Origin of the sequence: Allobosea sp. MMO-172 (assembly GCF_037147855.1) — a bacterium.
Taxonomy (GTDB): Bacteria; Pseudomonadota; Alphaproteobacteria; order Rhizobiales; family Beijerinckiaceae; genus Allobosea.
Genome location: NZ_JBBCUM010000023.1, coordinates 35,445 through 59,340, shown reverse-complemented (window position 1 = coordinate 59,340; position 23,896 = coordinate 35,445). Strand labels below are relative to the sequence as shown.

21 protein-coding genes are annotated in these 23,896 nt (G+C 67.6%); 8 read left to right on the top strand and 13 right to left on the bottom strand.

The window, feature by feature from the left end; genetic code table 11:
* The 4 genes from WFK61_RS24380 to tesB all read right to left on the bottom strand — a co-directional run.
* The coding region (locus WFK61_RS24380; protein WP_336814638.1) for a DNA translocase FtsK at nucleotides 1-1,470 on the bottom strand (1,470 nt) is incomplete at its 3' end.
* A gap of 196 nt (nucleotides 1,471-1,666) precedes the next feature.
* Nucleotides 1,667-3,142 carry an ammonium transporter gene (locus WFK61_RS24375; RefSeq protein ID WP_336814637.1) on the bottom strand — a complete coding sequence of 492 codons (1,476 nt, stop codon included), beginning with the start codon at nucleotides 3,140-3,142 and terminating at the stop codon, nucleotides 1,667-1,669.
* A 26-nt stretch (nucleotides 3,143-3,168) separates the two neighbouring features.
* Entirely contained in the window at nucleotides 3,169-3,507 is a 339-nt protein-coding gene (locus WFK61_RS24370) for a P-II family nitrogen regulator (protein ID WP_199085746.1), read from the bottom strand.
* Between the two features lie 239 nt (nucleotides 3,508-3,746).
* Nucleotides 3,747-4,613: an acyl-CoA thioesterase II gene (tesB, locus tag WFK61_RS24365; protein ID WP_336814636.1), complete on the bottom strand. Its 867-nt coding sequence runs from the start codon at nucleotides 4,611-4,613 to the stop codon at nucleotides 3,747-3,749.
* Nucleotides 4,614-4,736: 123 nt separating this feature from the next.
* Between tesB and WFK61_RS24360 the strand changes: the two genes are divergently transcribed.
* A complete protein-coding gene (locus tag WFK61_RS24360; protein WP_336814635.1) occupies nucleotides 4,737-5,987 on the top strand; it encodes a ubiquinone biosynthesis hydroxylase in 1,251 nt (416 codons plus the stop codon).
* 9 nt (nucleotides 5,988-5,996) lie between these two features.
* Here the strand turns inward: WFK61_RS24360 and WFK61_RS24355 are convergent, their stop codons facing one another.
* The 4 genes from WFK61_RS24355 to WFK61_RS24340 all read right to left on the bottom strand — a co-directional run bounded on the left by WFK61_RS24355 (nucleotide 5,997) and on the right by WFK61_RS24340 (nucleotide 11,845).
* Nucleotides 5,997-6,302 (bottom strand): type II toxin-antitoxin system RelE/ParE family toxin, encoded by a 306-nt coding sequence (locus WFK61_RS24355; RefSeq protein WP_336814634.1) that lies wholly within the window; start codon nucleotides 6,300-6,302, stop codon nucleotides 5,997-5,999.
* On the bottom strand, nucleotides 6,299-6,568 hold the full coding sequence (locus WFK61_RS24350) for a CopG family ribbon-helix-helix protein (RefSeq protein WP_336814633.1): 270 nt from the start codon (nucleotides 6,566-6,568) through the stop codon (nucleotides 6,299-6,301). Before WFK61_RS24350 ends, WFK61_RS24355 begins: the two co-directional genes overlap by 4 nt.
* Nucleotides 6,569-6,632: 64 nt before the next feature.
* Nucleotides 6,633-6,830: a Trm112 family protein gene (locus tag WFK61_RS24345; protein WP_336814632.1), complete on the bottom strand. Its 198-nt coding sequence runs from the start codon at nucleotides 6,828-6,830 to the stop codon at nucleotides 6,633-6,635.
* Nucleotides 6,831-7,012: 182 nt separating this feature from the next.
* Nucleotides 7,013-11,845, bottom strand: coding sequence for an NAD-glutamate dehydrogenase (locus WFK61_RS24340; protein ID WP_442896370.1), 4,833 nt, complete (start codon nucleotides 11,843-11,845; stop codon nucleotides 7,013-7,015).
* A 181-nt stretch (nucleotides 11,846-12,026) separates the two neighbouring features.
* On the opposite strand from WFK61_RS24340, the gene WFK61_RS24335 reads away from it, so the two are divergent.
* Together WFK61_RS24335 and WFK61_RS24330 are read left to right on the top strand one after the other, a co-directional pair.
* Nucleotides 12,027-12,575, top strand: coding sequence for a peroxidase-related enzyme (locus WFK61_RS24335; RefSeq protein ID WP_336814645.1), 549 nt, complete (start codon nucleotides 12,027-12,029; stop codon nucleotides 12,573-12,575).
* Nucleotides 12,576-13,068: 493 nt separating this feature from the next.
* Nucleotides 13,069-13,437, top strand: coding sequence for a DUF2794 domain-containing protein (locus WFK61_RS24330; protein WP_336814630.1), 369 nt, complete (start codon nucleotides 13,069-13,071; stop codon nucleotides 13,435-13,437).
* A gap of 134 nt (nucleotides 13,438-13,571) precedes the next feature.
* On the opposite strand, the gene WFK61_RS24325 is transcribed toward WFK61_RS24330, so the two are convergent.
* The 4 genes from WFK61_RS24325 to WFK61_RS24310 form a co-directional block, all read right to left on the bottom strand.
* Entirely contained in the window at nucleotides 13,572-14,108 is a 537-nt protein-coding gene (locus tag WFK61_RS24325) for a GNAT family N-acetyltransferase (RefSeq protein ID WP_336814629.1), read from the bottom strand.
* A gap of 110 nt (nucleotides 14,109-14,218) precedes the next feature.
* Nucleotides 14,219-14,992, bottom strand: a complete 774-nt coding sequence (locus tag WFK61_RS24320; RefSeq protein ID WP_336814628.1) for a Bax inhibitor-1/YccA family protein — start codon at nucleotides 14,990-14,992, stop codon at nucleotides 14,219-14,221.
* Nucleotides 14,993-15,211: 219 nt separating this feature from the next.
* On the bottom strand, nucleotides 15,212-17,797 hold the full coding sequence (locus WFK61_RS24315) for an ABC transporter permease (RefSeq protein WP_336814627.1): 2,586 nt from the start codon (nucleotides 17,795-17,797) through the stop codon (nucleotides 15,212-15,214).
* Nucleotides 17,798-17,799: 2 nt separating this feature from the next.
* Nucleotides 17,800-18,501 carry an ABC transporter ATP-binding protein gene (locus WFK61_RS24310; protein ID WP_336814626.1) on the bottom strand — a complete coding sequence of 234 codons (702 nt, stop codon included), beginning with the start codon at nucleotides 18,499-18,501 and terminating at the stop codon, nucleotides 17,800-17,802.
* Nucleotides 18,502-18,681: 180 nt separating this feature from the next.
* On the opposite strand from WFK61_RS24310, the gene WFK61_RS24305 reads away from it, so the two are divergent.
* The 4 genes from WFK61_RS24305 (at nucleotide 18,682) to WFK61_RS24290 (ending at nucleotide 21,532) form a co-directional block, all read left to right on the top strand.
* Nucleotides 18,682-19,290 (top strand): arylesterase, encoded by a 609-nt coding sequence (locus WFK61_RS24305; protein ID WP_336814644.1) that lies wholly within the window; start codon nucleotides 18,682-18,684, stop codon nucleotides 19,288-19,290.
* A gap of 81 nt (nucleotides 19,291-19,371) precedes the next feature.
* Complete coding sequence (locus tag WFK61_RS24300; protein WP_336814625.1) at nucleotides 19,372-20,427, top strand: aldo/keto reductase; 1,056 nt, start codon at nucleotides 19,372-19,374, stop codon at nucleotides 20,425-20,427.
* Nucleotides 20,428-20,666: 239 nt separating this feature from the next.
* Nucleotides 20,667-21,239 carry an RNA 2',3'-cyclic phosphodiesterase gene (gene thpR, locus WFK61_RS24295; protein WP_336814624.1) on the top strand — a complete coding sequence of 191 codons (573 nt, stop codon included), beginning with the start codon at nucleotides 20,667-20,669 and terminating at the stop codon, nucleotides 21,237-21,239.
* Nucleotides 21,236-21,532, top strand: coding sequence for a 4a-hydroxytetrahydrobiopterin dehydratase (locus WFK61_RS24290; RefSeq protein ID WP_336814623.1), 297 nt, complete (start codon nucleotides 21,236-21,238; stop codon nucleotides 21,530-21,532). The genes thpR and WFK61_RS24290 overlap by 4 nt, the downstream gene beginning before the upstream one ends.
* Before the next feature lie 143 nt (nucleotides 21,533-21,675).
* Here WFK61_RS24290 and WFK61_RS24285 read toward each other — a convergent pair whose 3' ends face one another.
* On the bottom strand, nucleotides 21,676-22,425 hold the full coding sequence (locus WFK61_RS24285; protein WP_336814622.1) for an RluA family pseudouridine synthase: 750 nt from the start codon (nucleotides 22,423-22,425) through the stop codon (nucleotides 21,676-21,678).
* A gap of 187 nt (nucleotides 22,426-22,612) precedes the next feature.
* On the opposite strand from WFK61_RS24285, the gene ftsY reads away from it, so the two are divergent.
* Nucleotides 22,613-23,893, top strand: a complete 1,281-nt coding sequence (ftsY, locus tag WFK61_RS24280) for a signal recognition particle-docking protein FtsY (RefSeq protein WP_336814621.1) — start codon at nucleotides 22,613-22,615, stop codon at nucleotides 23,891-23,893.
* Nucleotides 23,894-23,896: the final 3 nt, after the last annotated feature.

Below are 23,896 nucleotides of genomic sequence, written 5' to 3'. Positions count from 1 at the left end.
CACCGGCTCGCCGCCGATGGTCTTGCCGAGGCAGAGCGCGAGCTTGTGCTTGGTCGCCTCGAAATCCTGGCTGGCGAGGAGTTCGCGCAGGAAGACGGTCTCGCGGCGGGCATTGGGCAGTTCGATGCCGATCGCGTTCTTGCCCTGCACCACCGCCACGCGCGCCGACACCGCGCTCATCGAACGCGCGATGTCGTCGGCCAACGAGATCACGCGGGAAGACTTCGTGCCCGGAGCCGGCTCAAGCTCGTAGAGCGTCACGACCGGCCCGGGGCGCACCTGCGAGATCTCGCCGCGCACGCCGAAATCCTCCAGCACGCCTTCGAGCAGCGTGGCGTTCTGCTCCAGCGCGTCGGTCGAGACGGCATTGGCCGCGACCTTCTTCGGCTCGGCCAGATAGGTCAGCGGCGGCAATTCGAACGTGTCGCGGTCGAGCAGCGAGGGCTGCGCCTCGCGCTGCATGCGCTTGCCCGGCTTCGGCGCAGGGCGCGGCATGGTCACGCGCGGGGCGTTGAGATCGCGCAGGTCCTGCGGCTCGTCGTCGAGATCGAAGGGCACATCGTAATCGTCGTGGGCTCGATTAGGGCCCGTAACGGACCGGGCGCCGGGCAGCGGCTCGGGATCGAAATCGGGGAGGCTGCGGCGGCCGGCCGGGGCCTCGCCGAATTGCGGCTCGCGGCGGACGCGGCTGCTGTCGCGCGTCGGAACGACACCGGTATCGACAGCAGGTTCGGGCGGTTGCGGCAGGCGGCGCAGGATCGCCGCGCGCAGGGCCATCGCGCCATGGGCGAGCCAGCCGATCAGGATGACGGCGATGCCGGGCTCGTCGTCGCGACGCTCCTCGCCATCGGACCAGCTGTCCTCGGCCTCGTCGCTGTCGAGAGCGGGGTCCTCGTCGGCGACGAAGCCGAAGCCGGCCGCGGCGGTGACGGCAAGGATGGCGATGCCGGCATAGAGGAAGCCGACGAGGCTGCCGACCGCGCTGCCGGCGATGCCCGCGATATTGCGCGTGCCGAAGAGAAGGCCATCGCCGATGACGCCGCCCATGCCGGTCGGCAAGGGCCAGCGCGGTGTCGCGGGCAGGGCGCTGGCGACGGCGGCGGTCGCGGCGACGCCGACGACCCAGAGGCCGAGCTTCAGCGCGCCACGGTCGAAGATGTGGAAGCGGACGAGCCGGAGCGCCCAGATCACCGGCGGGAAGAGCAGGGCGATGACGCCGAGCCCGATGAGTTGCATCAGGAGGTCAGCGACCATCGCACCGGGGCGGCCGAGCCAGTTGCGCACCGCGCCGCTGGTGGCGTTGTTGAGGCTGGGGTCGTCGACCGACCAGCTCGCCAGCGCGGTGGCGACGGCGACCATCAGGGCGAGGACGCCCATGCCCGTAAGCTCCGAGGCACGGCGCGACAGGAACTCGCGCACCGGGTCGGGCAGGCGGTCCATGAGCGATTGGGAGCGGCGGATCGTGCGCATGCGGGTTCGGGTCTTGTCCGGACTGTCGGGCCGCATCATTCCGGCCATCAGCGGAAGGTTAGGAAGCCGAGGTTAAGACCCGCTTAACCTTGAACCGCGCCGGCGCTTCTTCGTTCTCTGCCTGCGAAACCACGGCCCATAGAAAAGGCCCCGGCAGAGCGCCGGGGCCAAGTTGCCGCTGGGAGCGGCGGGAGGATCAGCTGTGGTAGGCGCGCTCGCCATGCTCGGCGATGTCGAGGCCTTCGCGCTCCTGGTCGGTGGTGACGCGCAGGCCGACGACCAGGTCGACGATCTTGTAGAGGATCGCCGAGCCGACGGCGCTGAACACGATGGTGAACAGCACTGCCTTGATCTGGGCCATGACGGCCGGGCCGAACTCATAGGCGCCCACGGCGAGCTCGCCGGGCTTGCTGGAATAGTCCGGGATGCCGGCGCCGCCGAGCGTCGTGTTGACGAGGATGCCGGTCGCGATCGCGCCGATGATGCCGCCGACGCAGTGGATGCCGAAGACATCGAGCGAATCGTCGTAGCCGAGCGCGTTCTTCACGGTCGTGCAGAAGACGAAGCAGACGGCGCCGGCGGCGAGGCCGAGCACGATCGAGCCCATCGGGCCGGCGAAGCCTGCCGCCGGGGTGACGGCGACGAGGCCGGCGACCGCGCCGGAGACCATGCCGAGCATCGAGGGCTTGCCCTTGACCGCCCATTCGACGAAGAGCCAGCCCAGTGCCGCCGCCGCGGTGGCGACGAAGGTGTTGAGCATGGCGAGCGCGGCCGTGCCGTTCGCTTCGAGGTTCGAGCCGGCGTTGAAGCCGAACCAGCCGACCCAGAGGAGGGCGGCGCCGATCAGCGTCATGGTCAGCGAGTGCGGCGCCATCAATTCCTTGCCGAAACCGACGCGCTTGCCGATCAGGATGCAGCCGACGAGGCCGGCGATGCCTGCATTGATATGGACGACCGTGCCACCGGCGAAGTCGAGCGCGCCCCACTTGAAGAGCATGCCGGCATCGGCGTTGACGGCGTCGAGCGCGGCCTGAGCGGCAACCTTGCCATCCGCGCCGGCCTCGGCGAGCGCCTTGGCGGCATTGCCGACGGCGTCAGGCCCGCCCCAGTACCAGACCATGTGGGCCATCGGGAAATAGATGAAGGTGACCCAGAGCACGGTGAAGAGCAGTAGGGCCGAGAACTTCATGCGCTCGGCGAAGGCGCCGACGATCAGCGCCGGCGTGATGCAGGCGAAGGTCATCTGGAAGCAGACATAGACGAATTCGGGGATGTAGACGCCGTTCGAGAAGGTGCCCGCCACCGTGGTGGCATCGACGCCCCTCAGGAAGGCCTTGGAGAAGCCGCCGACGAAGTCATTCAGGCCGCCGCCATTGGTGAAGGCGAGCGAGTAGCCATAGGTCACCCAGAGGATGCAGACGACGCTGACGATGGCGAAGACCTGCGTCAGCACCGAGAGCATGTTCTTCGAGCGGACGAGGCCGCCATAGAACAGGGCGAGGCCGGGGACGGTCATGAGCAGGACGAGGATCGTCGAGCTCATCATGAAGGCGACGTCGCCCTTGTTGGGAACGGGCGGGGTGGCGGGGGCCTGGGCGAGCGCCACGCCGGCCGTGAGTGCCGCCAGCGCGAGGCCTGCCGATCCGGCCCGCAGGGAAGTCCTGAAATTCATCGTCGAAACTCCTGGAGGGTCGGGGCTCAGAGGGCGTCGGTGTCGGTTTCGCCGGTGCGGATGCGCACGGCTTTCTCGATCGACGAGACGAAGATCTTGCCGTCGCCGATCTGGCCGGTGCGGGCAGCGGCGGTGATCGTCTCGATCACCCGGTCGACCAGCTCGTCGGAGACCGCGACCTCGATCTTGATCTTGGGCAGGAAGCTCACGGCATATTCGGCGCCGCGGTAGATTTCCGTATGACCCTTCTGACGGCCGTAGCCCTTCACCTCGGTCACGGTCAGGCCGTGGACGCCGACGGCGGTGAGCCCGTCGCGCACCTCCTCCAGCTTGAACGGCTTGATGATCGCCATCACGATTTTCATGTGCTGGGTTTCCCCGTCTGCGCCGCCCGGTCGTCAGCCCCGGCGATCTCGTTGCACCTATCGCGCCTGCGGGATCGCAGTTGCGTCGCAACATGCAATTCAAGGGACGTGCCAACCCGCTCCGGACGGCGCCAAGGCGCATCCGGAGGCGGAATCATCGCGGGAACAGGGAAATGGCAGGCGCTATTGCCTAAGATTTAGGCATGAGACTGGATTCTGCGCAGCTGCCTGAAATCCGGTCAGCCGAGATCGGTCCGGGGCCGAACGAGCCCTTCCTGCGCGACCGAGGCCACCAGCTGGCCCTGCCGATTGAAGATCAGGCCGCGCGAGAAGCCGCGCGCACCGGAGGTCGAGGGACTGTCCTGCGAATAGAGCAGCCAGTCATCGGCCCGGAACGGGCGGTGGAACCAGAGCGCATGATCGAGGCTGGCGGCCTGGATCTTCTGGTCGAAGACGGTAGCGCCATGCGCGATCAGGCTGGAATCGAGCAGCAGCAGGTCCGAGGCATAGGCGAGCACGCTCTGGTGGAAGGCGGGCTCGTCCGGCAGCGGCTCGATCGCCCGGATCCAGACGTTGAATTTCGGCTCCAGGCTGCCGCCGCCGCGATAACGGTCGAGCTCGACGGGGCGGATCTCGATCGGCCGCTTGCGCTGGTAGAAGGTCTGGAGCGGGTTGTGCTCCGGCGCGCTGAACAGCTTCACCATCTCCTCGCGGTCCGGCAGCTCTTCCGGCATCGGCACCTTCGGCATCGGCATCTGGTGCTCGTAGCCGGCCTCCTCGACATGGAACGAGGCCGACATGGCGAAGATCGCCTCGCCCTTCTGGATGGCCAGGACGCGGCGGGTGGTGAAGGAGCGGCCGTCGCGCAGGCGGTCGACCTCGTAGACGATCGGTACTTCGGGATCGCCTGCCAGCAGGAAATAGGCATGCAGCGAATGCGGCTGCCGGCCCTCGACCGTCTTGCAGGCGGCATAGAGCGATTGCGCGATGACCTGCCCGCCGAAGACGCGCGGCCAGCTCGACTTGGGGCTGCGACCGCGGAACAGGTTGCGCTCGAGCTGCTCGAGGTCGAGAATCGCTGGCAAGGAGGCGCTGATCTGGGACATGGTCGGCGGTATCGCGGTCAGGTTGACGGACGAGCCGGCGCCCCGCACAGGGACGGCCGGCCTCGGCTGGCATCAGCACCGAGGCATCCCGTGGCGTCAAGTCGGCGCGGAGAGAAGGACGACATGGCTATCGAGCAGGGCAGCAGCGCCATGCGCATCGTCATCGCGGGCGGCGGCATCGCCGGGCTGGCGCTTGCGCTCGCGCTGAAGCAGGGGCTGGGCACGGATTTCTCGGTGATCCTGGCTGATCCGGCGCTGGCGGCCGCGCCCCGCGCCGATAACCGGGCCTATGCGGTCGCGGCCGGCGGCCGCGCGATGTTGAAGACCCTCGGCATCTGGGAGGGAATCGCCCATACCGCCCAGCCGATGTTGGAGATGATCGTCTCGGACAGCCGCACCGAGGATGCCGTCCGTCCGGTCTTCCTGACTTTCGACGGCGAGGTCGAGCCCGGCGAGCCGTTCGCCCATATGGTCGAGAACGCGGCCCTGGTCGCGGCGTTGAAAGCGTCCTGCGAAGCGGCGGGCGTCGAGCTGCGCAGCACCGACGTACGGCGCTTCACCCCCGATGATACGGCGGTCGAGATCGTTTTCGCCGATGGCGGGCGCTGCGGGGCGGCGCTCCTGGTCGCGGCCGATGGCGCCCGCTCGAAACTGCGCGAGCAGGCCGGTATCGGCTGGGTCGGCTGGGGCTATGGCCAATCCGGCATCGTCGCGACGATCGGCCATGAGCGGCCGCATGATGGCCGTGCGGTCGAGCATTTCCTGCCATCGGGCCCCTTCGCCATCCTGCCGCTGGCCGATGGCGGGACACTCGGGCATCGCTCCTCGATCGTCTGGACGGAGCGCACGGAGAATGTCGAGCCGCTGCTCTCGCTCGATGCCGAGGACATGCTGGCGGAGATCGAGCGGCGCTTCGGGCTCGAACTCGGGGAGATCGCGCTCGAAAGCGCTGTCAGCGCGCATCCGCTCGGCTTCGGCGTCGCCCGCCGCTTCGTCGGCGAGCGGCTGGCCTTGCTCGGCGACGCCGCGCATCTGATCCACCCGATCGCCGGGCAGGGGCTCAATCTCGGCCTGAAGGATGTCGCGGCTTTGGCCGAGGCGATCGTCGATGCGGCAAGGCTCGGGCTCGATCCCGGTTCGATCGATGTTCTCGAAGATTACGAGAAGGCGCGGCGCTTCGACACGGTGGCGATGGGCGCGGTGACCGACGGGTTGAACCGCCTGTTCTCGAATGATGCGACGCCGCTGAGGCTGGCGCGCGATCTCGGCCTTGGTCTCGTCGACCGGATGCCGGGGCTAAAGCGCTTCTTCATCCGCGAGGCCGCGGGCGTGGCCGGCGCGCCACCGCGGTTGTTGAGGGGCGAGGCGCTCTGAAGACCCCGCTTATGCGGGCCAATCTTCCTCACGCCAGTCGCGTGCCATGTGGATGACACGCAGGATCGCAATGACCTCGCGCCCGCCTTGGGCTGCGATGGCATAGGCGAGGATATAGGGCAGGCGCGGGACCAGCTTCTCGTAGGTACCGTTCACGCGGCCGGGGCGCCCTGTCGCGAACTCGCCCAGCGCATTGCCGGCCTGCTCAACGGCATCGACGATCCGGTCGGCGGCGTCCGGGTTGTCTTGGGCGATATGTCTGAGGATGGCGAAATAGTCGCGCCGGGCATTATCCGACCAGATGACCGGCTTCATCGCCGGTCGAGTCGCTCGCGGCGCACCTCCGCGATGATCCGGCGGGCTTCGGCTATGGCCTCGTCATGCGACACGACCCGCCCGGCCTCAACATCGGCCAGGCCGCGCTTGATGCCTTCGATGATCTCAAGCTCACGGTCGACATAGGCCGACACCGCTTCGCCGGCGAGGAAGGACTTGCTGCGCCGGGTGCCGGCGGCGATTCGTTCGAGCTTGCGCTTGGTTTCGGCCGAGACCCGGATCGTCATCGTTTCCGTTGCGGCCATCGCCTCAGCTCCTGTGTTGAGATGTGTACATCTTAACACAACACCAGAACTGGGCCAAACAGCCTCAATCCTCCAGCGGGCGCGCCTCTTCCGGCAGCATGATCGGGATGCCGTCGCGGATCGGATAGGCGAGCTTGGCGGCGCGGCTGATCAGCTCCTGCTTCGCCGCGTCATATTCCAGCGTCGCCTTGGTCAGCGGGCAGACCAGGATTTCGAGCAGCTTGGGGTCGATGCGGGTGGTCGTGTCGGCTTCGCCGGTCATCGGTCTTTCCGTTCAAGGGAGCACAAGCGGGTGCTGGTTTGCGTATGGAAATACCACCGTCATTCCGGACAAGCCGCGATAGCGGCGCTAATCCGGAATCCATCATAGGGCGTGGCGCTCTACGATGGATCCCGGGTCAAGCCCGGGATGACGGCGTGTTCGTCGTCAAACCACCACGCCTTCTAGCGCTTGCGCGGCAGGTCGGCCAGCATGCCGGCCGCCACCATCAGCTTCGGCAAGGTCAGGCCGGAGCTTGCGATCGCGTTGACGGTGCTGCGGGTGCGCTCCGCATCCTCGCCGCGCTCCGCCAGCCAGCTTTCCAGCGTGCCCTGTCCCTTGGCGGAGGCCGAAACCTCCTGCGTCAGGTTGGACTGGGCATCGTCAAGGGTCTCGATGGCTCGCTCGCGGGCGAGGCGCTCGTAGTCGTCCGTCGCTGGCACGGCCGCGGCCGCCGCCTTCAGGCTCGACAGGCCGAACAGCGCGTCGATGCCGAAATGGATGCGGGCGACCTCGCCGATCTTGCGCTTGCCGCGCTCGGCGATGTCGACGATGTCGGTCGCCTCGGCGAGGGCCGGCAGGCTGGCGACGCGCGTGGCGAGCGCCTCCGGCACGCCCTCGGAGGTGAGCACGGCGATGCGCGCGAGACGTGCCTGCGAGGCGGCCTCGGGGAGGAGCGTGCCGAGCTCGCCGGCCAGTTCCTTCACGCCCCTGGCATAGCGCGCGATGGTCTGCTCGATCGTGCCGGGCTTGGCGACGCCGCGCCGCAGGAACCAGCCCATGCGGTTGGTGACGAGCTCCTGCGCGGCGCCATAGAGGCCGAGCTGGGTCTTGCCGGGGATCTTCGCATCGAGCGCATCGATCTCGCCGTTGAGGGCAATGAGATCGAAGGAATCGCGCGCGATGGCATAGGCCGCGGCGATGGCCGGGGCATCGGAGCGGGTCAGCGCCGCGAGCACCGGCACCAGAGCCGGGCCGCCGCGGTTGACGATCGCGTTGGCGAGCTGCGTCGCCACGATCTCGCGGCGCAGCTTGTGGCTGGCGATCGCGTCCGGATAGGCCTCGCGCAGCGCCTTCGGGAAATAGCGGACGAGCTCGCTGGCGAGATAGGGATCGTCCGGCACCGAGGATTCGAGCAGCGCGTCGTGCAGCGAGAGCTTGGCATAGGCCAGCAGCACGGCGAGTTCCGGCCGGGTCAGGCCTTCGCTGCGCTTCTCGCGCTCGGCGAGCTGCGCGTCGCTCGGCAGGTACTCGACCGAGCGGTCGAGCTTTCCGTCCTGCTCCAGCGTCTGCATCAGGAAGCGCAGGCCCGGCGTCGCGGCCGATCCCTGCGCCTCGGTCAGCGAGAGCGCCAGCGTCTGCAGGTAGTTGTTGCGCAGCACGAGATCGCCGACCTCGTCGGTCATCGCGGCGAGCAGTTCGTTGCGCTTGTCTTCCTTCAGGCGGCCGTCCTTCACCGGGCCGGCGAGCGCGATCTTGATATTGACCTCGACGTCGGAGGTGTTGACGCCGGCCGAGTTGTCGATCGCGTCGGTGTTCAGCTTGACGCCCTTGCGGGCGGCCTCGATGCGGCCGCGCTGGGTGACGCCGAGATTGGCGCCCTCGCCGACGACACGGGTCCTGAGATCGTTGCCGGTGATGCGGATCGCGTCATTGGCGCGGTCGCCGACCTGCGCGTCGGTCTCGTCGGTGGCGCGGATATAGGTGCCGATGCCGCCGAACCAGAGCAGGTCGACGCGCGCCTTCAAGATCGCCGTCATCAGTTCGGGCGGCGAGACCTCCTTCTTGTCGAGGTCGAGCAGCGCGCGGACTTCCGGAGAGAGCGGGATGCTCTTGGCCTGGCGCGAGAAGATGCCGCCGCCCTTCGAGATCAGGCTCTTGTCATAGTCGGCCCAGGACGAGCGCGGCAGGGCGAAGAGGCGCTGGCGCTCGGCCAGCGACTTCGCCGTGTCCGGATCGGGATCGAGGAAGATGTCGCGGTGGTCGAAGGCCGCGACCAACCTGATCGCCGGCGAGAGCAGCATGCCGTTGCCGAAGACGTCGCCCGACATGTCGCCGACGCCGGCAACCGTGAAGGGCGTGGTCTGGATGTCGATATCGACCTCGCGGAAATGGCGCTTCACCGCTTCCCAGGCGCCGCGCGCCGTGATGCCCATGCCCTTGTGGTCGTAGCCCTGCGAGCCGCCGGAGGCGAAGGCGTCGCCGAGCCAGTGATGCTTCTCCAGCGAGATCGCGTTGGCGGTGTCGGAGAAGGTCGCGGTGCCCTTGTCGGCGGCGACGACGAGATAGGGATCGTCGCCGTCATGGCGGACCGTGTCCGGCGGCGGCACGATGGTCTCGCCGTCGAGATTATCGGTGAGCTCGAGCAGGTTGCGGATGAAGATGCGGTAGCTCTCGGTGCCTTCGGCGAGCCAGGCGGCGCGGTCGGAGGCCGGCGGGAGCTGCTTCGGGAAGAAGCCGCCCTTGGCGCCGACCGGCACGATCACCGCGTTCTTGACCTGCTGCGCCTTGACGAGGCCGAGCACCTCGGTGCGGAAATCCTGCGGCCGGTCCGACCAGCGCAGGCCGCCGCGGGCGACCTTGCCGAAGCGCATATGCACGCCCTCGACGCGCGGCGAATAGACGAAGATCTCGTAGAGCGGGCGCGGCAGCGGCAGCCCGTCGACCCTGGCGCAGTCGAATTTGAAGGTGATGGTCTGGCGCGGCTGACCGTCCGGGCCGATCTGGAAGAAGTTGGTGCGTAGCGCTGCATCGACCAGATTGACGAGGCGGCGCAGGATGCGGTCGTCGTCGAGGCTGGTGACGGCGTCGAGCGCCTGCTCGATCTCGGCATGCTTCTGGGCCATGCGCTGCTCGCGCTCGCCGGCCGGCACGCGCGGGTCGAACTTCGCGGCGAAATAGGCGACGAGGCTCGACGCGATATCGGAGTGGCGGGTCAGCGCGTCGGCGATATAGCCCTGGGCATAGGGCGCGCCGGCCTGGCGCAGATAGCGACCGAAGGCGCGCAGCAAGGCAGCCTCACGCCAGCCGAGGCCGGCGACCAGCACGAGCTGGTCGAAGCGATCGGATTCGGCAAGGCCGCGGAACTGCGCCATCAGCGCCGCCTCGATGGTCGGATCGAGATGCTCGATATCGATCTCGCCGTCGTCGGCGCGCTCCAGCGTCATGTCGTGCAGCCAGATGCGGACCGCGTCGCCATTGCCCTGCGGCATGACGTTGTAGGTCCGCTCGTTGACGACGCGGAAGCCCATGTTCTCCAGCACGGGCACGCGGGCCGAGAGCGAGATCGGCGCACCGCGCGAGAAGACCTTGAGATTGGCGCGCTTGGCGTCGTCGCCCTCGCGCCGGTAGAGATTAACGGCGCGGCCGCGCTCCGGCGTGAGCTGCTGGAGCATCTCGATATCGACCAGCGCGTCGGCGGCCGAGAAGCGCTCGCGATAGGCGGCGCCGAAGGCCTCGGCATAGCGTTCGGCCAGCGCGCGGGCGGCCGGGCCAGCCTTCTCCTGGTCGAGCACGTCCTTGAGCCCGTCGCCCCAGGTGCGGACGATGGCGCTGATGCCGGCTTCCAGCGTCGAGCGCTCGACGCGCGGGGTTTTGCCCTCGTCGCGGCCGATGATGTAGTGGGTCCGCGAGAGCGGCCCTTCGGGATAGGCGGGGTAGGCGGCCGAGAGGCGCCCGCCATAGATCCGCGCCAGGAAATCGCCGACGCGCAGGCGCACCGTGGTGTCGTAGCGGTCCTTCGGGATGAAGACGAGGATCGAGACGAAGCGGTCGAACTCGTCGACGCGGGCGAGCGCGCGGATGCGCGGCCGCTCGGTGAGCTGGAGAATGTCGAGCGCGAACTGCTCCAGCGTCGCGACATCGATCTGGAAGAGCTCGTCGCGCGGATAGGCATCGAGCACGTTCATCAGCGCCCGGCCGGAATAGCTTGCCGGATCGAAGCCGATATTCTTGGCGACGCGCGCGACCTTCAGCCGGAGATACGGAATGGCGCGGGCCGAACCGGTATAGGCGTTCGAGGTCAGCAGGCCGACGATGCGCAATTCGCCGTCGAGCCGGCCGTCCGGCGTGAACAGTTTGACGCCGACATAGTCGAGATGGACGCGCCGGTGGACGCGGCTCTTGACGTTGGCCTTGGTGATGATGAGCGCCTGCGGCTTGGCCAGGAAGGAGCGCAGCTCGGGCGTGACCGTGACCAGCTCGCGGCCCCTGCGCAGCACCTTGACCGTGGGATCGCGCAGGATGCCGAGGCCCGAGCCCTCGATCGGATCGGCCGCGACGTCGCCGCCCGGGAAGCGATAGGCGCGGATGCCGAGCAGGGTGAAGTTGTCGCCGGCGATCCATTCGAGGAACTGCAGCGCCTCGTTGATCTCGTCTTCCGGCAGCGGCGGCGGATTGGCGCGATAGGCCTGGATCACCTCGGTGATGCGGCCGCGCATCGCGGCCCAGTCGTCGACGGCGAGCGCGACATCGGCATAGACGTGGTCGAGCCCGGCGCGCAGCTTCTCGCGGGCTTCCGGCGTGTCGATGCGCGGGACATGGATGTGAAGCAGGCTCTCGCGGCGCGTACCCTCGGGGGCGCGGCCGGCGGCCTCGCCGGCGAGCGAGGTGAACTTGCCCTTGGCATCGCGGGCGACGGCCAGGATCGGGTGGGCGACGAGGCGCGGCTCGTGGCCCTGCTCCTGCAATTCGGCGAGCGTCGAATCGAGCAGGAACGGCTTGTTGTCGTTGACGACCTCAAGGACGGTGAGCTGGTTCTTGCGTTCGCCCTCGCCGTATTCCTCGTCGCGGAAGCGCAGATTGATGCTGTCGGGCTTGCGCGGCTGGGCGAGGTGCTCGAAGGCGTCGGCGGCGGTGCGGGCCAGCATCTCGGCCGGAAGGGCTTCGAGATCCTCGGCGACGGAGCGGCCGAAGAGCAGGCGGGGAAACTCGGCGGGCATCGAACTCTTCAGTCCGGTGGCTGCGGCCTCGATCGCTGCGATCGCGCCTGCGGTCGCGTTCGTCACCCGTTTGCCCATGTCCCAACCCCAGTTGTTTTGCCGCAGCGATGACATAGGCTGCGGAGCCTTTCAACTTGCCGTGCCTGAAAAAGCGGCAAACTGACGCTCCCCCGACTCGACAGGACACACCATGGCAACAAAGCATGACAAACCCAAGGTGGGAGAAGAGCCGGCAAGGCAGGATTCGCCGCCGGCCGTCATGGCGCTGGACCTGAAGCCGGGCGCGCTTTCCGCCGAAAACCAGGCCTATTTCGCGAAATGCCAGGAGAAGCTCGGATTTGTGCCGAATGTGCTGAGCTCCTATGCCCATGACGACGCCAAGCTCACGGCCTTCGCCGCCTTCTACAACGACCTGATGCTGGCGCCGTCCGGCCTGTCGAAGCTGGAGCGCGAGATGATCGCGGTGGCCGTTTCCAGCGTGAACCGCTGCTATTATTGCCTCACCGCCCATGGCGCGGCCGTGCGCCAGCTCTCCGGCGATCCCGTGCTGGGCGAGCTGATGGTGATGAACTATCGGGCGGCGGACCTGTCGGTGCGGCACCGCGCCATGCTCGATTTCTCGGTCAAGCTGACGGAGACGCCGCATCTGATTGGCGAGGAGGATCGCGAGGCGTTGCGCAAGGCCGGCTTCGGCGAGCGCGACATCTGGGATATCGGCGCCGTCGCCTCCTTCTACAACATGTCGAACCGGATGGCCTCGGCCGTCGATATGCGGCCCAACGCCGAATATCACGGGCAGGCGCGGTAGGGCGTACCCACGTTTGTCATTCCGGGGCGCGCCGTAGGTGCGAACCCGGAACCCACGACTGGGCGAGAGATTTTATGCCGCGTTGTAAGCCGCTCACCCGGTCGTGGGTTCCGGGTTCTTCGCTCCGCGAAGCCCCGGAATGACAGCGGTGGTGCAAGGCCGCCGCGATCTCAATGCCTACGCCCCAAAAGAAAAACGGCCGGCGCAATGCCAGCCGCTAGTTGGCCTCGACTCGGTGGCCCGGCTCCGCCCGAACTCCGGGGGGCTGGGGGGCTGACAAACCGGCGATCAGCGAAACCGGGCCGTCGAGGCAACGAGGGGAGTTGAACGTCGCAACTTGGCGCTCGCTTGGCGCGTTCGCGGCGAAAATGGGGCATTCGTTGAGAATGCCGACCCAGTGGGTGATCCCTCGCCGGCTTACTCCCTTGCCAGCACAGGAGCGCGGGCGCATCATCCGGGACTGATTTGGTGAGGCCCCGACCAGGGAGGCGCCATGAGCGAGAGCGAAACGCCACAACCGCAGGCCGCGAGCGCGGTTGTGAACTTCCCGGCGCCGGCGCGACCGACCACCGTGACCTTCGACCGGCGCGAACTCAGCGAGTTGCTCAATCTCTATGGCCGGATGGTCGCGGCTGGCGAATGGCGCGACTATGCCATCGATTTCCTCAAGGACAAGGCGCAGTTCTCGGTGTTCCGGCGCTCGTCGGAGATGCCGCTCTACCGAATCGTCAAGGACCCCGCGCTGGCGCGGCGGCAGGGCGCCTATTCGGTCGTCGCCGCGACCGGGCTGATCCTGAAGCGCGGCTCGGAGCTCTCGCGCGTACTCAAGGTGCTCGACAACAAGCTCAGCGTCGTGAGCTGATCGTCGTTTGAGCCCTCATCCTGAGGAGCGCTCGGAGAGCGCGTCTCGAAGGATGCTCCAGGAGGCTCCGGAACCATCTGGATCATCCTTCGAAACGCCGCTGCGCGGCTCCTCAGGATGAGGGCTGCCAAGGACTAGAACCCCGGCGGCGTGTGGTCGCCTTCGCCCAGTTCCTTCTGCATCAGCATCTGGTCGAGCCAGCGGCCATGCTTGAAGCCGACCTTCTCGGCGACGCCGATTAGGCGGAAGCCGGCGCGCTCGTGCAGGCGGCGCGAGCCGATCGAGCCGCCGGTGCCGTCCCCGATCACCGCGATCATCTGGCGGAAGCCGCGTTCGGTGCAGGCCTGCATCAGGGCGCCGAGCAACAGGCTGCCGATGCCGAGCCCCTGCGCCGCCGGCGCGACATAGATCGAGTTCTCGACGGTGGCGCGATAGGCCGGGCGCGGTCGGTAGGCGCCGGCATAGGCATAGCCGAGGATGGCGCCGTCCCGTTCGGCGACGAGATAGGGATAGCCGCCGGCCAGGAGCGCCTCGAAGCGTCGCTGCATCTCACCGTCATCCGGCGGTTCCAGCTCCCAGGAGGCGGTGCCGTGTAGCACCGCATGGGCATAGATCGCGGCGATGGCGGGGATGTCGGCGGGAAGGCCCGGGCGGATCGAAGGCGTCGTCATGCCCAAAGCATGAGCAATCTGCGTGCCAAAAGGGAAGGTTCGGCTCAAAGAAAAAGCCCCGGCCGTGGGGCCGGGGCTCGTTCCGGGCATGACGCCCGCTATCGGTCGGCTCAGCGGCGGTCGCCGAGCAGGCTGATCAGCATCTGGAACATGTTGATGAAGTTCAGGTAGAGCGACAGAGCGCCGTTCACCGAGAGCTTCGCAGCCGATTCCGGGTCCAGGTTCGAATAGAGATACATCTCCTTCAGACGCTGGGTATCCCAGGCGGTCAAGCCGGCGAAGATCAGCACGCCCAGCACCGAGATGCCGAAGGAGAGCGCGCTCGACGCCAGGAACAGGTTGACCACCGAGGCGATGATCAGGCCGATCAGGCCCATGATCAGGAAGGAACCCATGCCCGAGAGCGACTTCTTCGTGGTGTAGCCGACGAGGCTCAGCGCGCCGAAGGCGGCGGCCGTGATGAAGAAGACGCGCACGACCGAGGCGCCGGTGAAGACGACCAGGATCGACGACATCGAGACGCCCATCACCGCCGCGAAGACGAAGAACATGGTGCGCGCCGCGGCGGCGCTCATGTTCTCGGCCTTGAACGAGAAGAGCATGATGAAGGCCAGCGGGGCCAGCATCACGACCCATTTCAGCGGGCTGAGATAGAGCGCCTGGCCGAACGCGGTCAGGCCGGCGATCTTGCCGTCGGCCGTGAAGCCGGCGATCGCCAGCATCGAGATGGCGAGCGCGGCGAGGCCGGTAATGGCCAGACCGATCGTCATGTTGTTGTAGACGCCGAGCATGAACGAGCGCAGGCCCTGATCCATCTCGACGGCGCTGGTCTGCTGTGCGCGGCCGGCACCCCAGACTGGAGCATTGCGGTCGAAGTTGCTCATTAAGAGAGTTTCCCCTGACGTAGTTTCGGACGACGGAGAGCGCGCAGGCGCCAGCCGTCCTCGCGCACGAAAGTCGCGATGACGGGAATATGGGCGGCTTTGCCGGTTCTTACAAGAGCCCGCCATGGTTAAGGCCGGACCCGATATAGAAGTTCGGCGCCGCACACAGGCAGAATTACAGGATCTTAATGTCTATCGAGAGTCGTTCTCAGATAGTCATCATAAATTCCTGAGATGAGAAGCCGGCGCTTTCGTCAGTATTTTTATCGTACCGACGAGCCCGAACAGGACGGTAACCCCGACGGCGGCAGTCGCAGCCAGTATAGCTCCTCTGGGATCACTGACGAACTCGATGCGCATCACTTGCGTGACGATGCCCCAGCCCGCCGCTGTACCCGCGAGAACGCCGAAGACGGCGGCGACGAAGCCGATGGCGGCGTATTCAAGGGCGTACGACGAAAGTATGAAGCGGCGGGTTGCGCCGAGCGTCTTCAGGATCATCGCGTCATAGAGCCGCGCCCGCTGGCCGGCGGCGAGCGCGCCGCCGAGCACGAGGAGGCTCGCCGCGATGGCGAGGCCCGACGCGCCGCGGATCGCCATGGCGAGCTGGGCGACGATGGTGTTGACCGCTTCGAGCGCATCCTTGACCCGGACCGCCGTCACGGCCGGGAAGTCGAGCGCGAGGCGTCGCATCAGGACGGCGTCGGTCGCGCCCTTGCCGTCCGGGCTCGCAGCGATGGTGGCGAGATTGGTGTGCGGCGCGCCGGCAAAGGTGTTCGGCGAGAACACCATGACGAAATTGATGCCGAAGGAGCGCCAGTCGACGGTACGGAAATTGGCGACGCGGGCCGTGATGTTGCGGCCGAGCACGTTGACGGTGAGCCTGTCGCCGATCTTCAGGCCGATGCCGGCGGCGTTCTGCGCGTCGAAGGAGACGAGCGGCTCGCCGCGATAATCGGCCGGCCACCATTCGCCGGCCGCGACGCGCGAGCCTTCCGGCAGCGTGGCGGCGTAGGTGATGCCGCGGTCGCCGTCGAGCACCCAGGCGGATTGCTCGCTCGCCTTGATGTCCTCGGCGCGGGTCTGGTTCACCGAGACGATGCGGCCGCGCATCATCGGCACGCGTTCGGTCTTGGCGCCCGGCCGCTCGGCTGCGAGGAAGGCGTCGAAACGCTCGGAATCGCGGCTGGGCACGTCGAGGAAGAAGAAGCTCGGCGCCTTGTCGGGCAGGGCGCCGGTGAGCTGCCGGGTCAGGCTGACATCGATGAAGGAGAGCGCCGAAAGCAGGGCGACGCCAAGGCCGAGCGAGAGCACGAGAGCCGGCGTCAGCGCGCCCGGCCGGTGGCTGTTGGCCAGCGCCATGCGCAGGGCCGGGCGGCGCGGGCGCGGAATGCGGCGGGCCAGCGCCATCAGGCCGAGCGAGACGGCGCGCAGCAGCAGGAAGACGCCGAACATCACGCCGATATAGATCAGCGCGATCCGGCGATCATAGGCGAAGCCGATGGCGACGCCGGCAAGACCCGCCAAAGCGAGCGCGCAGAGGATGAGATAGATCGCGCGCGGGCGGCGCGGATCGGGCTCGACCTTGTCGCGGAACAGGGCGGAGACCGGAATGTCATGGGCGCGCCCGAGCGGGATGATCGCGAAGACGAGCGCGGTGAGCAGGCCATAGAGCGCGGCGATGGCGAGTTCGCCCGGCGCCAGGGTCGGCTCGAACGGCACCGGCAGGATGCTCTGGACGACGGCGCCGAGGCCGAAGGGGGCGGCGGCGCCGAGCACGAGGCCGATCGCCGTGCCGATCGCGGCGACGAGCATGACCTCGGTCAGGTGGATCGCGACGACGCGCCCGCCGGTGGCGCCGACCGCCTTCATGGTGGCGAAATCGAGCTTCTTGGCCTCGACGAAGCGGCGCACCGCATTGGCGACGCCGACTCCGCCGACCAGCAGGGCTGTGAGGCCGACCAGCGTCAGGAACTGGGTGAAGCGTTCGAGATTGCGCTGGAAGCTCGGCGCGGCATTGGCGCGGGAGCGGATTTCCCAGCCGGCATCGCGCTGCTGCGTGCCGGCATCGGCGATCAGCTTGTCGAGATCGGCATCGCTGGTCGCGGTCTGCGGCAGCTGGATGCGGTAGGTCCAGCGAATCAGGCTGCCGGGCTGGATCAGGCCGGTCGCCTTCAACGCCTCCTGCGACATCAGGAGGCGCGGGCCGAAGCCGACGCCAGCCGCGATCTTGTCAGGCTCGGAGATGAGATTCGCGCGCAGCTGAACCTTGGCGCCGCCGACCGTGACGATGTCGCCGGGCTTGAGGTCGAGCCGGCCGAACAGGACGGGGTCGGCGACGGCGCCATAGGCTCCGTCGCGCTGGTCGAGCAGGCCGGGCAACGGCGCCTGCGGGTCGGTTTCGACCTTGCCGATGCTCGGATAGGCCGCATCGACCGCCTTGATCTCGACCAGGGCCGCGCCCTTCTCGCCGGCATTGGCCATGCCGCGCATGGTGGCGATGCTGGAGACGGTGCCGCGTGCGGTCAGGAAGGCGAGCTCCGCCGGCGCGGCTTCGCGATGGATCAGGCTGAAGGCGGCGTCGCCGCCGAGGATGCGCCGGCCTTCACGGGCAAGGCCTTCGGTCAGGCCGCGCGAGGCGGAGGCGACGGCGGCGATGGTCATCACGCCGAGCGCGAGACAGGCGATGAAGATGCCGAAGCCGCGCAGGCCCGCCCGCAAATCGCGGATCGCGAGGCGCAGGACGAGACCGATGCCGGGGGGGCGGTAGGCCGGGCTTTGGGACGGCTTGACGGGTGCGTGCATCGTCAGGCGACCGCCGTCTCGGGCTCGGCCTCGATCACACCGGAACGCAGGCGGACGGTGCGCTCGCAGAGCGCCGCAAGCGAGAGATCGTGGGTGACGAGGACCAGCGTGGCGCCGCGCTCACGCTTGAGGGCGAAGATCAGGTCGACGATCGATCTGCCGGTCGATTCGTCGAGATTGCCGGTGGGCTCGTCGGCGACGAGGATGGCCGGGTCCGGCGCGACGGCGCGCGCGATCGCGACGCGCTGCTGCTCGCCGCCGGACAGCTGCGCCGGGTAATGGTCCATGCGATGGCCCAGGCCGACATTGCGCAGTTCCGCTTCGGCACGGGTAAAGGCGTCGGGATGGCCGGCGAGCTCCAGCGGCAGCGCCACGTTCTCGCGCGCCGTCATGGTCGGGACGAGATGGAAGGACTGGAAGACGATGCCGATATGCCGGCCGCGAAAGATCGCGAGCCCGTCCTCGTCGAGCGCGCCGAGATCCTGCCCGGCGACCTTGACCAGGCCTGAGTCGGGGCGCTCAAGACCGGCCATGGTCATCAGCAGGGTCGACTTGCCGGAGCCGGAGGGACCGACGAGGCCGGTCGCCTCGCCATCGGCCAGCGACACCGAGACGCCCTTGAGGATATGGACGCGGGCGGCGCCACGCCCCAAACTCAGGTGGACATCCTGCAACTCGATTGCCGAAGCGGCCTTCTCGCTCATCACGCCATGATCCCGACTTATGCTTCCATCGCCATCCCCGCTCGCACCGTATCGCGCCCCGAGCGAGGCGGAACCACGGCGCGGCGCGGTCTGCGGCCATATGGGCGCAGAATCGCGCTTGTCCAATCGGCTGCGATGTTTTTCGTCGCCTTCCTGCTGCTTTTCATCGGTTCCCCTGACATGGCCGGCGCCCAGACTTCTCCATCCGATTCCAGTGCCGGGCGCTCGCTGAAGCTCGTCGCCTTCGGCGATTCGCTGACGGCGGGCTACAATCTGCCGGGCAGCGCCGCCTTCCCGCCGGTTCTGGAGCAGGCTTTGCGCCAGAAAGGCCTCGCTGTCGAAATCGTGAACGCCGGCGTCTCCGGCGACACGACGCAGGGCGGGCTCGAGCGGCTCGACTGGTCGGTGCCGGAGGGGGCGGACGGCGTCATCCTCGAACTCGGCGCCAACGATGCCCTGCGCGGGGTCGACCCGGCTGTGACCCGGCAAAATCTCGAAGCGATCATCGCGCGCCTGACCGAGCGGAAGATTCCGGTGCTGCTGGCCGGCATGTATGCGCCGCGCAATCTCGGCGAGGATTTCGTGAAACGCTTCGACGCGATCTATCCCGAGCTTGCGAAGAAGCACGGGCTGGTGCTTTACCCGTTCTTCCTGGACGGCATCGCGGGCGACCGCGCCCTGAACCAGGCGGATGGGCTTCATCCCACGGCCGATGGCGTTACCGTCATCGTCCGGACCATCCTGCCGACGGTCGAGCGCTTCATCGCCACCTTGCAGCCCAGGTCCTGATCCGCCTGCGGGTTCTCCGCGCGCGTATCCCCGATTCTTGCATTGCCGCCTGCCGGCCCCCGCTTCCGGAGTTGCTTCGCCATGGAATACCGCCGCCTCGGACGCACCGATCTCAAGGTCTCGGTGATCTGCCTGGGAACCATGACCTGGGGAGAGCAGAACACCGAAGCCGAGGGCCATGCCCAGATGGACTACGCCATCGAGCAGGGCGTCAATTTCTTCGACACCGCCGAGCTCTACGCGATCCCGCCGAAGCCGGAGACGCAAGGCTCGACCGAGCGGATCATCGGCAGCTGGTTCAAGGCGCGGAAGAACCGCGACAAGGTCATCCTGGCGTCGAAGGTCTGCGGGCGCGGCGGCAATACCTGGTTCCGCGACGACAAGAGCCCGACGCGGGTGACGCGCGGCCAGGTCTTCGAGGCGGTCGACAAGAGCCTGCAGCGGCTGCAGACGGACTATATCGATCTCTACCAGCTGCATTTCCCGGAGCGGCCGATCCAGTGGGGCTCGAACCCGACGCGCTTCTCCAGGGACGCCTATGCGCCGGTGGCCGACGAAACTGATATCGCGGAGCAGCTCGACGCGTTCGGGGAGCTGGTGAAGGCCGGCAAGATCCGCCATCTCGGCCTCTCCAACGAGAGCGCCTGGGGCACGATGCGCTTCGTCACCGACTCGGAAGCGCGCGGCACGCCGCGCGTGCAGTCGATCCAGAACGCCTACAACCTGCTGAACCGCACTTTCGAAACCGCCCTGGCCGAGGTCGCGCTGCGCGAGGATGTCGGTCTGCTGGCCTATTCGCCGCTGGCGCAGGGCTATCTCACCGGCAAATATCTCGACGGCGCCCGCCCCGCGGGGGCGCGCACGACCCTGTTCGACCGCGGCCAGCGCTACCAGGCGGCCGGCGCCGAGGAGGCGATCAAGCGCTATATCGCGCTCGCCCGCGAAGCCGGGCTCGATCCCGCGCAGATGGCGCTCGCCTTCGTGAACAGCCGCTCCTTCGTCACCGCCAACATCATCGGCGCGACCACGATGGAACAGCTCAGGACCGATATCGCCTCGATCGACGTCAAGCTCTCGCCCGAGGTCGAGGCGAAGATCGACGCGATCCATCAGCTCGTCGGCAATCCCTGCCCCTGATTCCACATTCCCGATCCCATCGCGGGTCATCCCGGGCGACCATAGGTCGACCCGGGATCCATGCCTGAACCTCGATCGGGAGCGCACCGGCATGGATCCCGGATCGGCGCCGCTTTGCGGCTTGTCCGGGATGACGGCGAGGGTGTGGGCAGCAGCGGCAGTGCAAAAACAATTCCCTCGAGCCGGCTTCCTGCTCTACCGTCTCGCCAGAGTCACAATCGCTTGGCAGGGATTCGCTCATGCCGAGGCTGTTCATCGCTCTGGAAATTCCCGCCGAGGTCGCGACCGGGCTGACATTGCATCGCGGCGGGTTGTCGGGTGCGCGCTGGATCGAGCCGGCCGACTATCACATCACCCTGCGCTTCCTGGGCGATGTCGACCGCCGGATGGCGAACGATGTCGACTACATGCTGTCCGACCTTACGGCCTATCCGTTCGAGATCACGCTCGATGCGCTCGGCAGCTTCGGTGGCGACAAGCCGCGTGCCGTCTTCGCGCGCGCCCAGCCGGGCAAGGCCCTGACCGATCTCCAGGCCGATCTCGAACGGCAGATGCGCCGGCTCGGCCTGCCGGCGGAAGCGCGCAAATTCGTGCCGCATGTCACGCTGGCACGCCTGCGCGACACGACGCCTGTTGAGCTCGCGCATTTTCTCAGCCTGCATCCGATCGTCCGCCCGTTCACCTTCACCGCGCGGCGCGTGGCGTTGATGTCCTCGCGCGATTCGATCGGGGGCGGACCCTATGTGCTGGAGGCGGCCTATCCGCTCGGCCCCTCCTATCCGAATCGCTTGTCGCGGGAGATGCGGCGATGACGCGGCCGAAGCGGCTCTCTCCGGAGGCACAAGCCGAAGCCCTGGCGGTGCTGACCGGCTGGAAGCTGGTGCAGGGGCGCGAGGCCATCGCCAAGCGTTTCGTCTTCCGCGATTTCAGCGAGGCCTTCGGTTGGATGACGCGCGTCGCCCTGCTGGCCGAGGCGATGAATCACCATCCGGAATGGTCGAACGTCTATCGCACCGTCGATGTCGTGCTCGCGACCCATGACGCCGGCGGGCTGACGGAGCTCGACGTCAAGCTGGCCAAGGCTATCGACGCGCTGGGGAATTGATCCCCTCACCTCTCCGCGAATCATCCCGGACAAGCAGCGAAGCTGCGCCGATCCGGGATCCATTCCGGAGCGTTTCCGATCAAGGTTCAGGCATGGATCCCGGGTCTCCCTGCGGTCGCCCGGGATGACCCGCGCGGGGGTCATCAATCCTGATTCCACCCGCAAGCCCTGAGTGCCGCCAGCATATGCGGCGGCGGCGGGGCCTCGACCGTGATCGGATCGCGCTTCTTGTAGAGCGGGACCGTGATCGCGCGGGCATGGAGCTGGAGGCCCGGCCCGCCCTCGCGGGGGGCCTCGCCATAGATCTCGTCGCCGAGCATCGGCCAGCCCGAAGCCTGGCAATGGACGCGCAGCTGATGCGTGCGCCCGGTCAGCGGCTCCATGGCGAGCCAGGCGAGTGGGCCATCCTCGCTCTCGCCCCGGCCCAGCACGCGGTAGCGGGTCTGGGAGGGCAGGCCGGCCGGATCGACCTTCATCCACCAGCCGCGCTCGGGCGAGCGCTTGGCCAGAGCCAAGTCGATCAATCCTTCGTCTTCCGCAGGGCCGCCCTGCACGATCGCCCAATAGGTCTTGTCGATGCGCCCGTCGCGAAACATCTGGTTGAGCTCGGCCATGGCGCGGGGATGCCGGCCGAGCACGAGGCAGCCGGAGGTGTCCTTGTCGAGCCGGTGAGCCGCTTCCGGCTTGCGCGGCAGGCCGAAGCGCAGCGCATCGAGATAATCGGTCAGGACCGGGATGATGCGGCGCTTGGCCTGCGGGCCGCGATGCGAGGGCAGGCCGGCGGGCTTGTCGATGACGAGCATCATGGCGTCGCGATAGAGCAGCGGTACCGGCAGCTCGGCGTCGCCCTGCCCCGAAGGTTGCGAATTTTCTGGTCGGTCCGGCGTTGCCATGGCATTGCGATAGCGCGCTTTCCGTTCGACCGAAACGGTCGAACGATCAGAATTCGCGCAGAGTCAAAAAAGATGCTGGAGCACGTTCTTATCGCAAAAGTGGTACCCACTTTTGCGGAACGGGCTCCGACGAAGCCGGCCCGGCGGTGCAACCCGATACGCCCGCCGAACCGAAGACAGGACGACGATGAGCGAGACCGAACCGAAGAAACGCGGCTTCTTTTCGAGGCTGTTCGGACGCGACGAGGAGCCGGCCAAGCCGGCGCCCGCGCCGGAGGCGGTGACCGAGCAGGCCGTCGAGCTTGTCGAGGAGCCGAAGCCGGAGGTCGAAGAGGTTGCTCTTCAGCCCGTCGCGGAGGCGGAAGCGCCCGTCATCGAGGTGTCGGTCCCGGAGCCTGTCGCGCCGCCTGTTCCGGTCGAAGAGATCGCGCCTCCGGTCGAGCCGGAGCCGGAACCCGAGGCCGTAATCGCTCCGCAGCCTGAGCCTGTTGTGGCTCCTGAACCGGCTCCCGCACCCGCGCCGCAGCCGAAGCGGAGCTGGTGGCGGCGGCTGACCGAGGGGCTGTCGCGGACCTCCTCGGCGCTGACGACGGGCATCACCGACCTCTTCACCAAGCGCAAGCTCGATGCCGGTACGCTCGAGGACCTCGAAGACATCCTGATCCAGGCCGATCTCGGCCTCGCCACATCCGCCAAGATCGCGAAAGCGGTCGGCGACGGCCGCTACGACAAGCAGATCGATCCGGCCGAGGTGAAAGCGATCCTGGCGCGCGAGGTCGAGACGATCCTTGTGCCGGTCGCCCAGCCGCTCGCGATCGACGCCACGAAAAAGCCGTTCGTGCTGCTGATGGTCGGGGTCAATGGCTCCGGCAAGACCACGACGATCGGCAAGCTCGCAGCGAAATTCCGCGCCGAGGGCAAATCCGTGATGCTTGCGGCCGGCGATACCTTCCGCGCCGCGGCGATCGAACAGTTGCGGGTCTGGGGCGAGCGCACCGGGGCCGAGGTCGTCCATGGCCAGCAGGGCGCGGATGCGGCTGGTCTCGCTTTCGAGGCGCTGCAGAAGGCCAAGGCTGACGGCACGGACGTGCTGCTGATCGATACGGCCGGCCGCCTGCAGAACAAGCAGGGTCTGATGGACGAACTCGCCAAGGTCGTGCGCGTCATCCGCAAGCAGGACCCGAGTGCACCGCATGCGGCGTTGCTCGTGCTCGACGCGACCGTCGGCCAGAACGCGATTTCACAGGTCGAGGCCTTTCGCGAGACGGCGGGCGTGACCGGGCTCGTCATGACCAAGCTCGACGGCACGGCGCGGGGCGGCATTCTGGTAGCGCTGGCGGCGCAGTTCGGGCTGCCCGTGCATTTCATCGGGGTCGGCGAGAGCGTCGAGGATCTGGAGCCGTTCTCGGCGCGCGATTTCGCGCGGGCCGTGGCGGGCATGGAATCAGCTTCGGGAGAGGCGGCGTGAGCG

Coding starts and splice junctions, on each gene's coding strand:
- WFK61_RS24360 (WP_336814635.1), top strand. CDS start 4,737: ATGGCTATCGAGCAGGGCAGCAGCGCCATGCGCATCGTCATCGCGGGC.
- tesB (WP_336814636.1), bottom strand. CDS start 4,613: ATGTCCCAGATCAGCGCCTCCTTGCCAGCGATTCTCGACCTCGAGCAG.
- WFK61_RS24310 (WP_336814626.1), bottom strand. CDS start 18,501: ATGAGCGAGAAGGCCGCTTCGGCAATCGAGTTGCAGGATGTCCACCTG.
- WFK61_RS24340 (WP_442896370.1), bottom strand. CDS start 11,845: ATGGGCAAACGGGTGACGAACGCGACCGCAGGCGCGATCGCAGCGATC.
- WFK61_RS24335 (WP_336814645.1), top strand. CDS start 12,027: ATGGCGCTGGACCTGAAGCCGGGCGCGCTTTCCGCCGAAAACCAGGCC.
- ftsY (WP_336814621.1), top strand. CDS start 22,613: ATGAGCGAGACCGAACCGAAGAAACGCGGCTTCTTTTCGAGGCTGTTC.
- WFK61_RS24370 (WP_199085746.1), bottom strand. CDS start 3,507: ATGAAAATCGTGATGGCGATCATCAAGCCGTTCAAGCTGGAGGAGGTG.
- WFK61_RS24345 (WP_336814632.1), bottom strand. CDS start 6,830: ATGACCGGCGAAGCCGACACGACCACCCGCATCGACCCCAAGCTGCTC.
- WFK61_RS24305 (WP_336814644.1), top strand. CDS start 18,682: ATGGCCGGCGCCCAGACTTCTCCATCCGATTCCAGTGCCGGGCGCTCG.
- WFK61_RS24315 (WP_336814627.1), bottom strand. CDS start 17,797: ATGCACGCACCCGTCAAGCCGTCCCAAAGCCCGGCCTACCGCCCCCCC.
- WFK61_RS24290 (WP_336814623.1), top strand. CDS start 21,236: ATGACGCGGCCGAAGCGGCTCTCTCCGGAGGCACAAGCCGAAGCCCTG.
- WFK61_RS24325 (WP_336814629.1), bottom strand. CDS start 14,108: ATGACGACGCCTTCGATCCGCCCGGGCCTTCCCGCCGACATCCCCGCC.
- WFK61_RS24355 (WP_336814634.1), bottom strand. CDS start 6,302: ATGAAGCCGGTCATCTGGTCGGATAATGCCCGGCGCGACTATTTCGCC.
- thpR (WP_336814624.1), top strand. CDS start 20,667: ATGCCGAGGCTGTTCATCGCTCTGGAAATTCCCGCCGAGGTCGCGACC.
- WFK61_RS24320 (WP_336814628.1), bottom strand. CDS start 14,992: ATGAGCAACTTCGACCGCAATGCTCCAGTCTGGGGTGCCGGCCGCGCA.
- WFK61_RS24330 (WP_336814630.1), top strand. CDS start 13,069: ATGAGCGAGAGCGAAACGCCACAACCGCAGGCCGCGAGCGCGGTTGTG.
- WFK61_RS24300 (WP_336814625.1), top strand. CDS start 19,372: ATGGAATACCGCCGCCTCGGACGCACCGATCTCAAGGTCTCGGTGATC.
- WFK61_RS24285 (WP_336814622.1), bottom strand. CDS start 22,425: ATGGCAACGCCGGACCGACCAGAAAATTCGCAACCTTCGGGGCAGGGC.
- WFK61_RS24375 (WP_336814637.1), bottom strand. CDS start 3,142: ATGAATTTCAGGACTTCCCTGCGGGCCGGATCGGCAGGCCTCGCGCTG.
- WFK61_RS24350 (WP_336814633.1), bottom strand. CDS start 6,568: ATGGCCGCAACGGAAACGATGACGATCCGGGTCTCGGCCGAAACCAAG.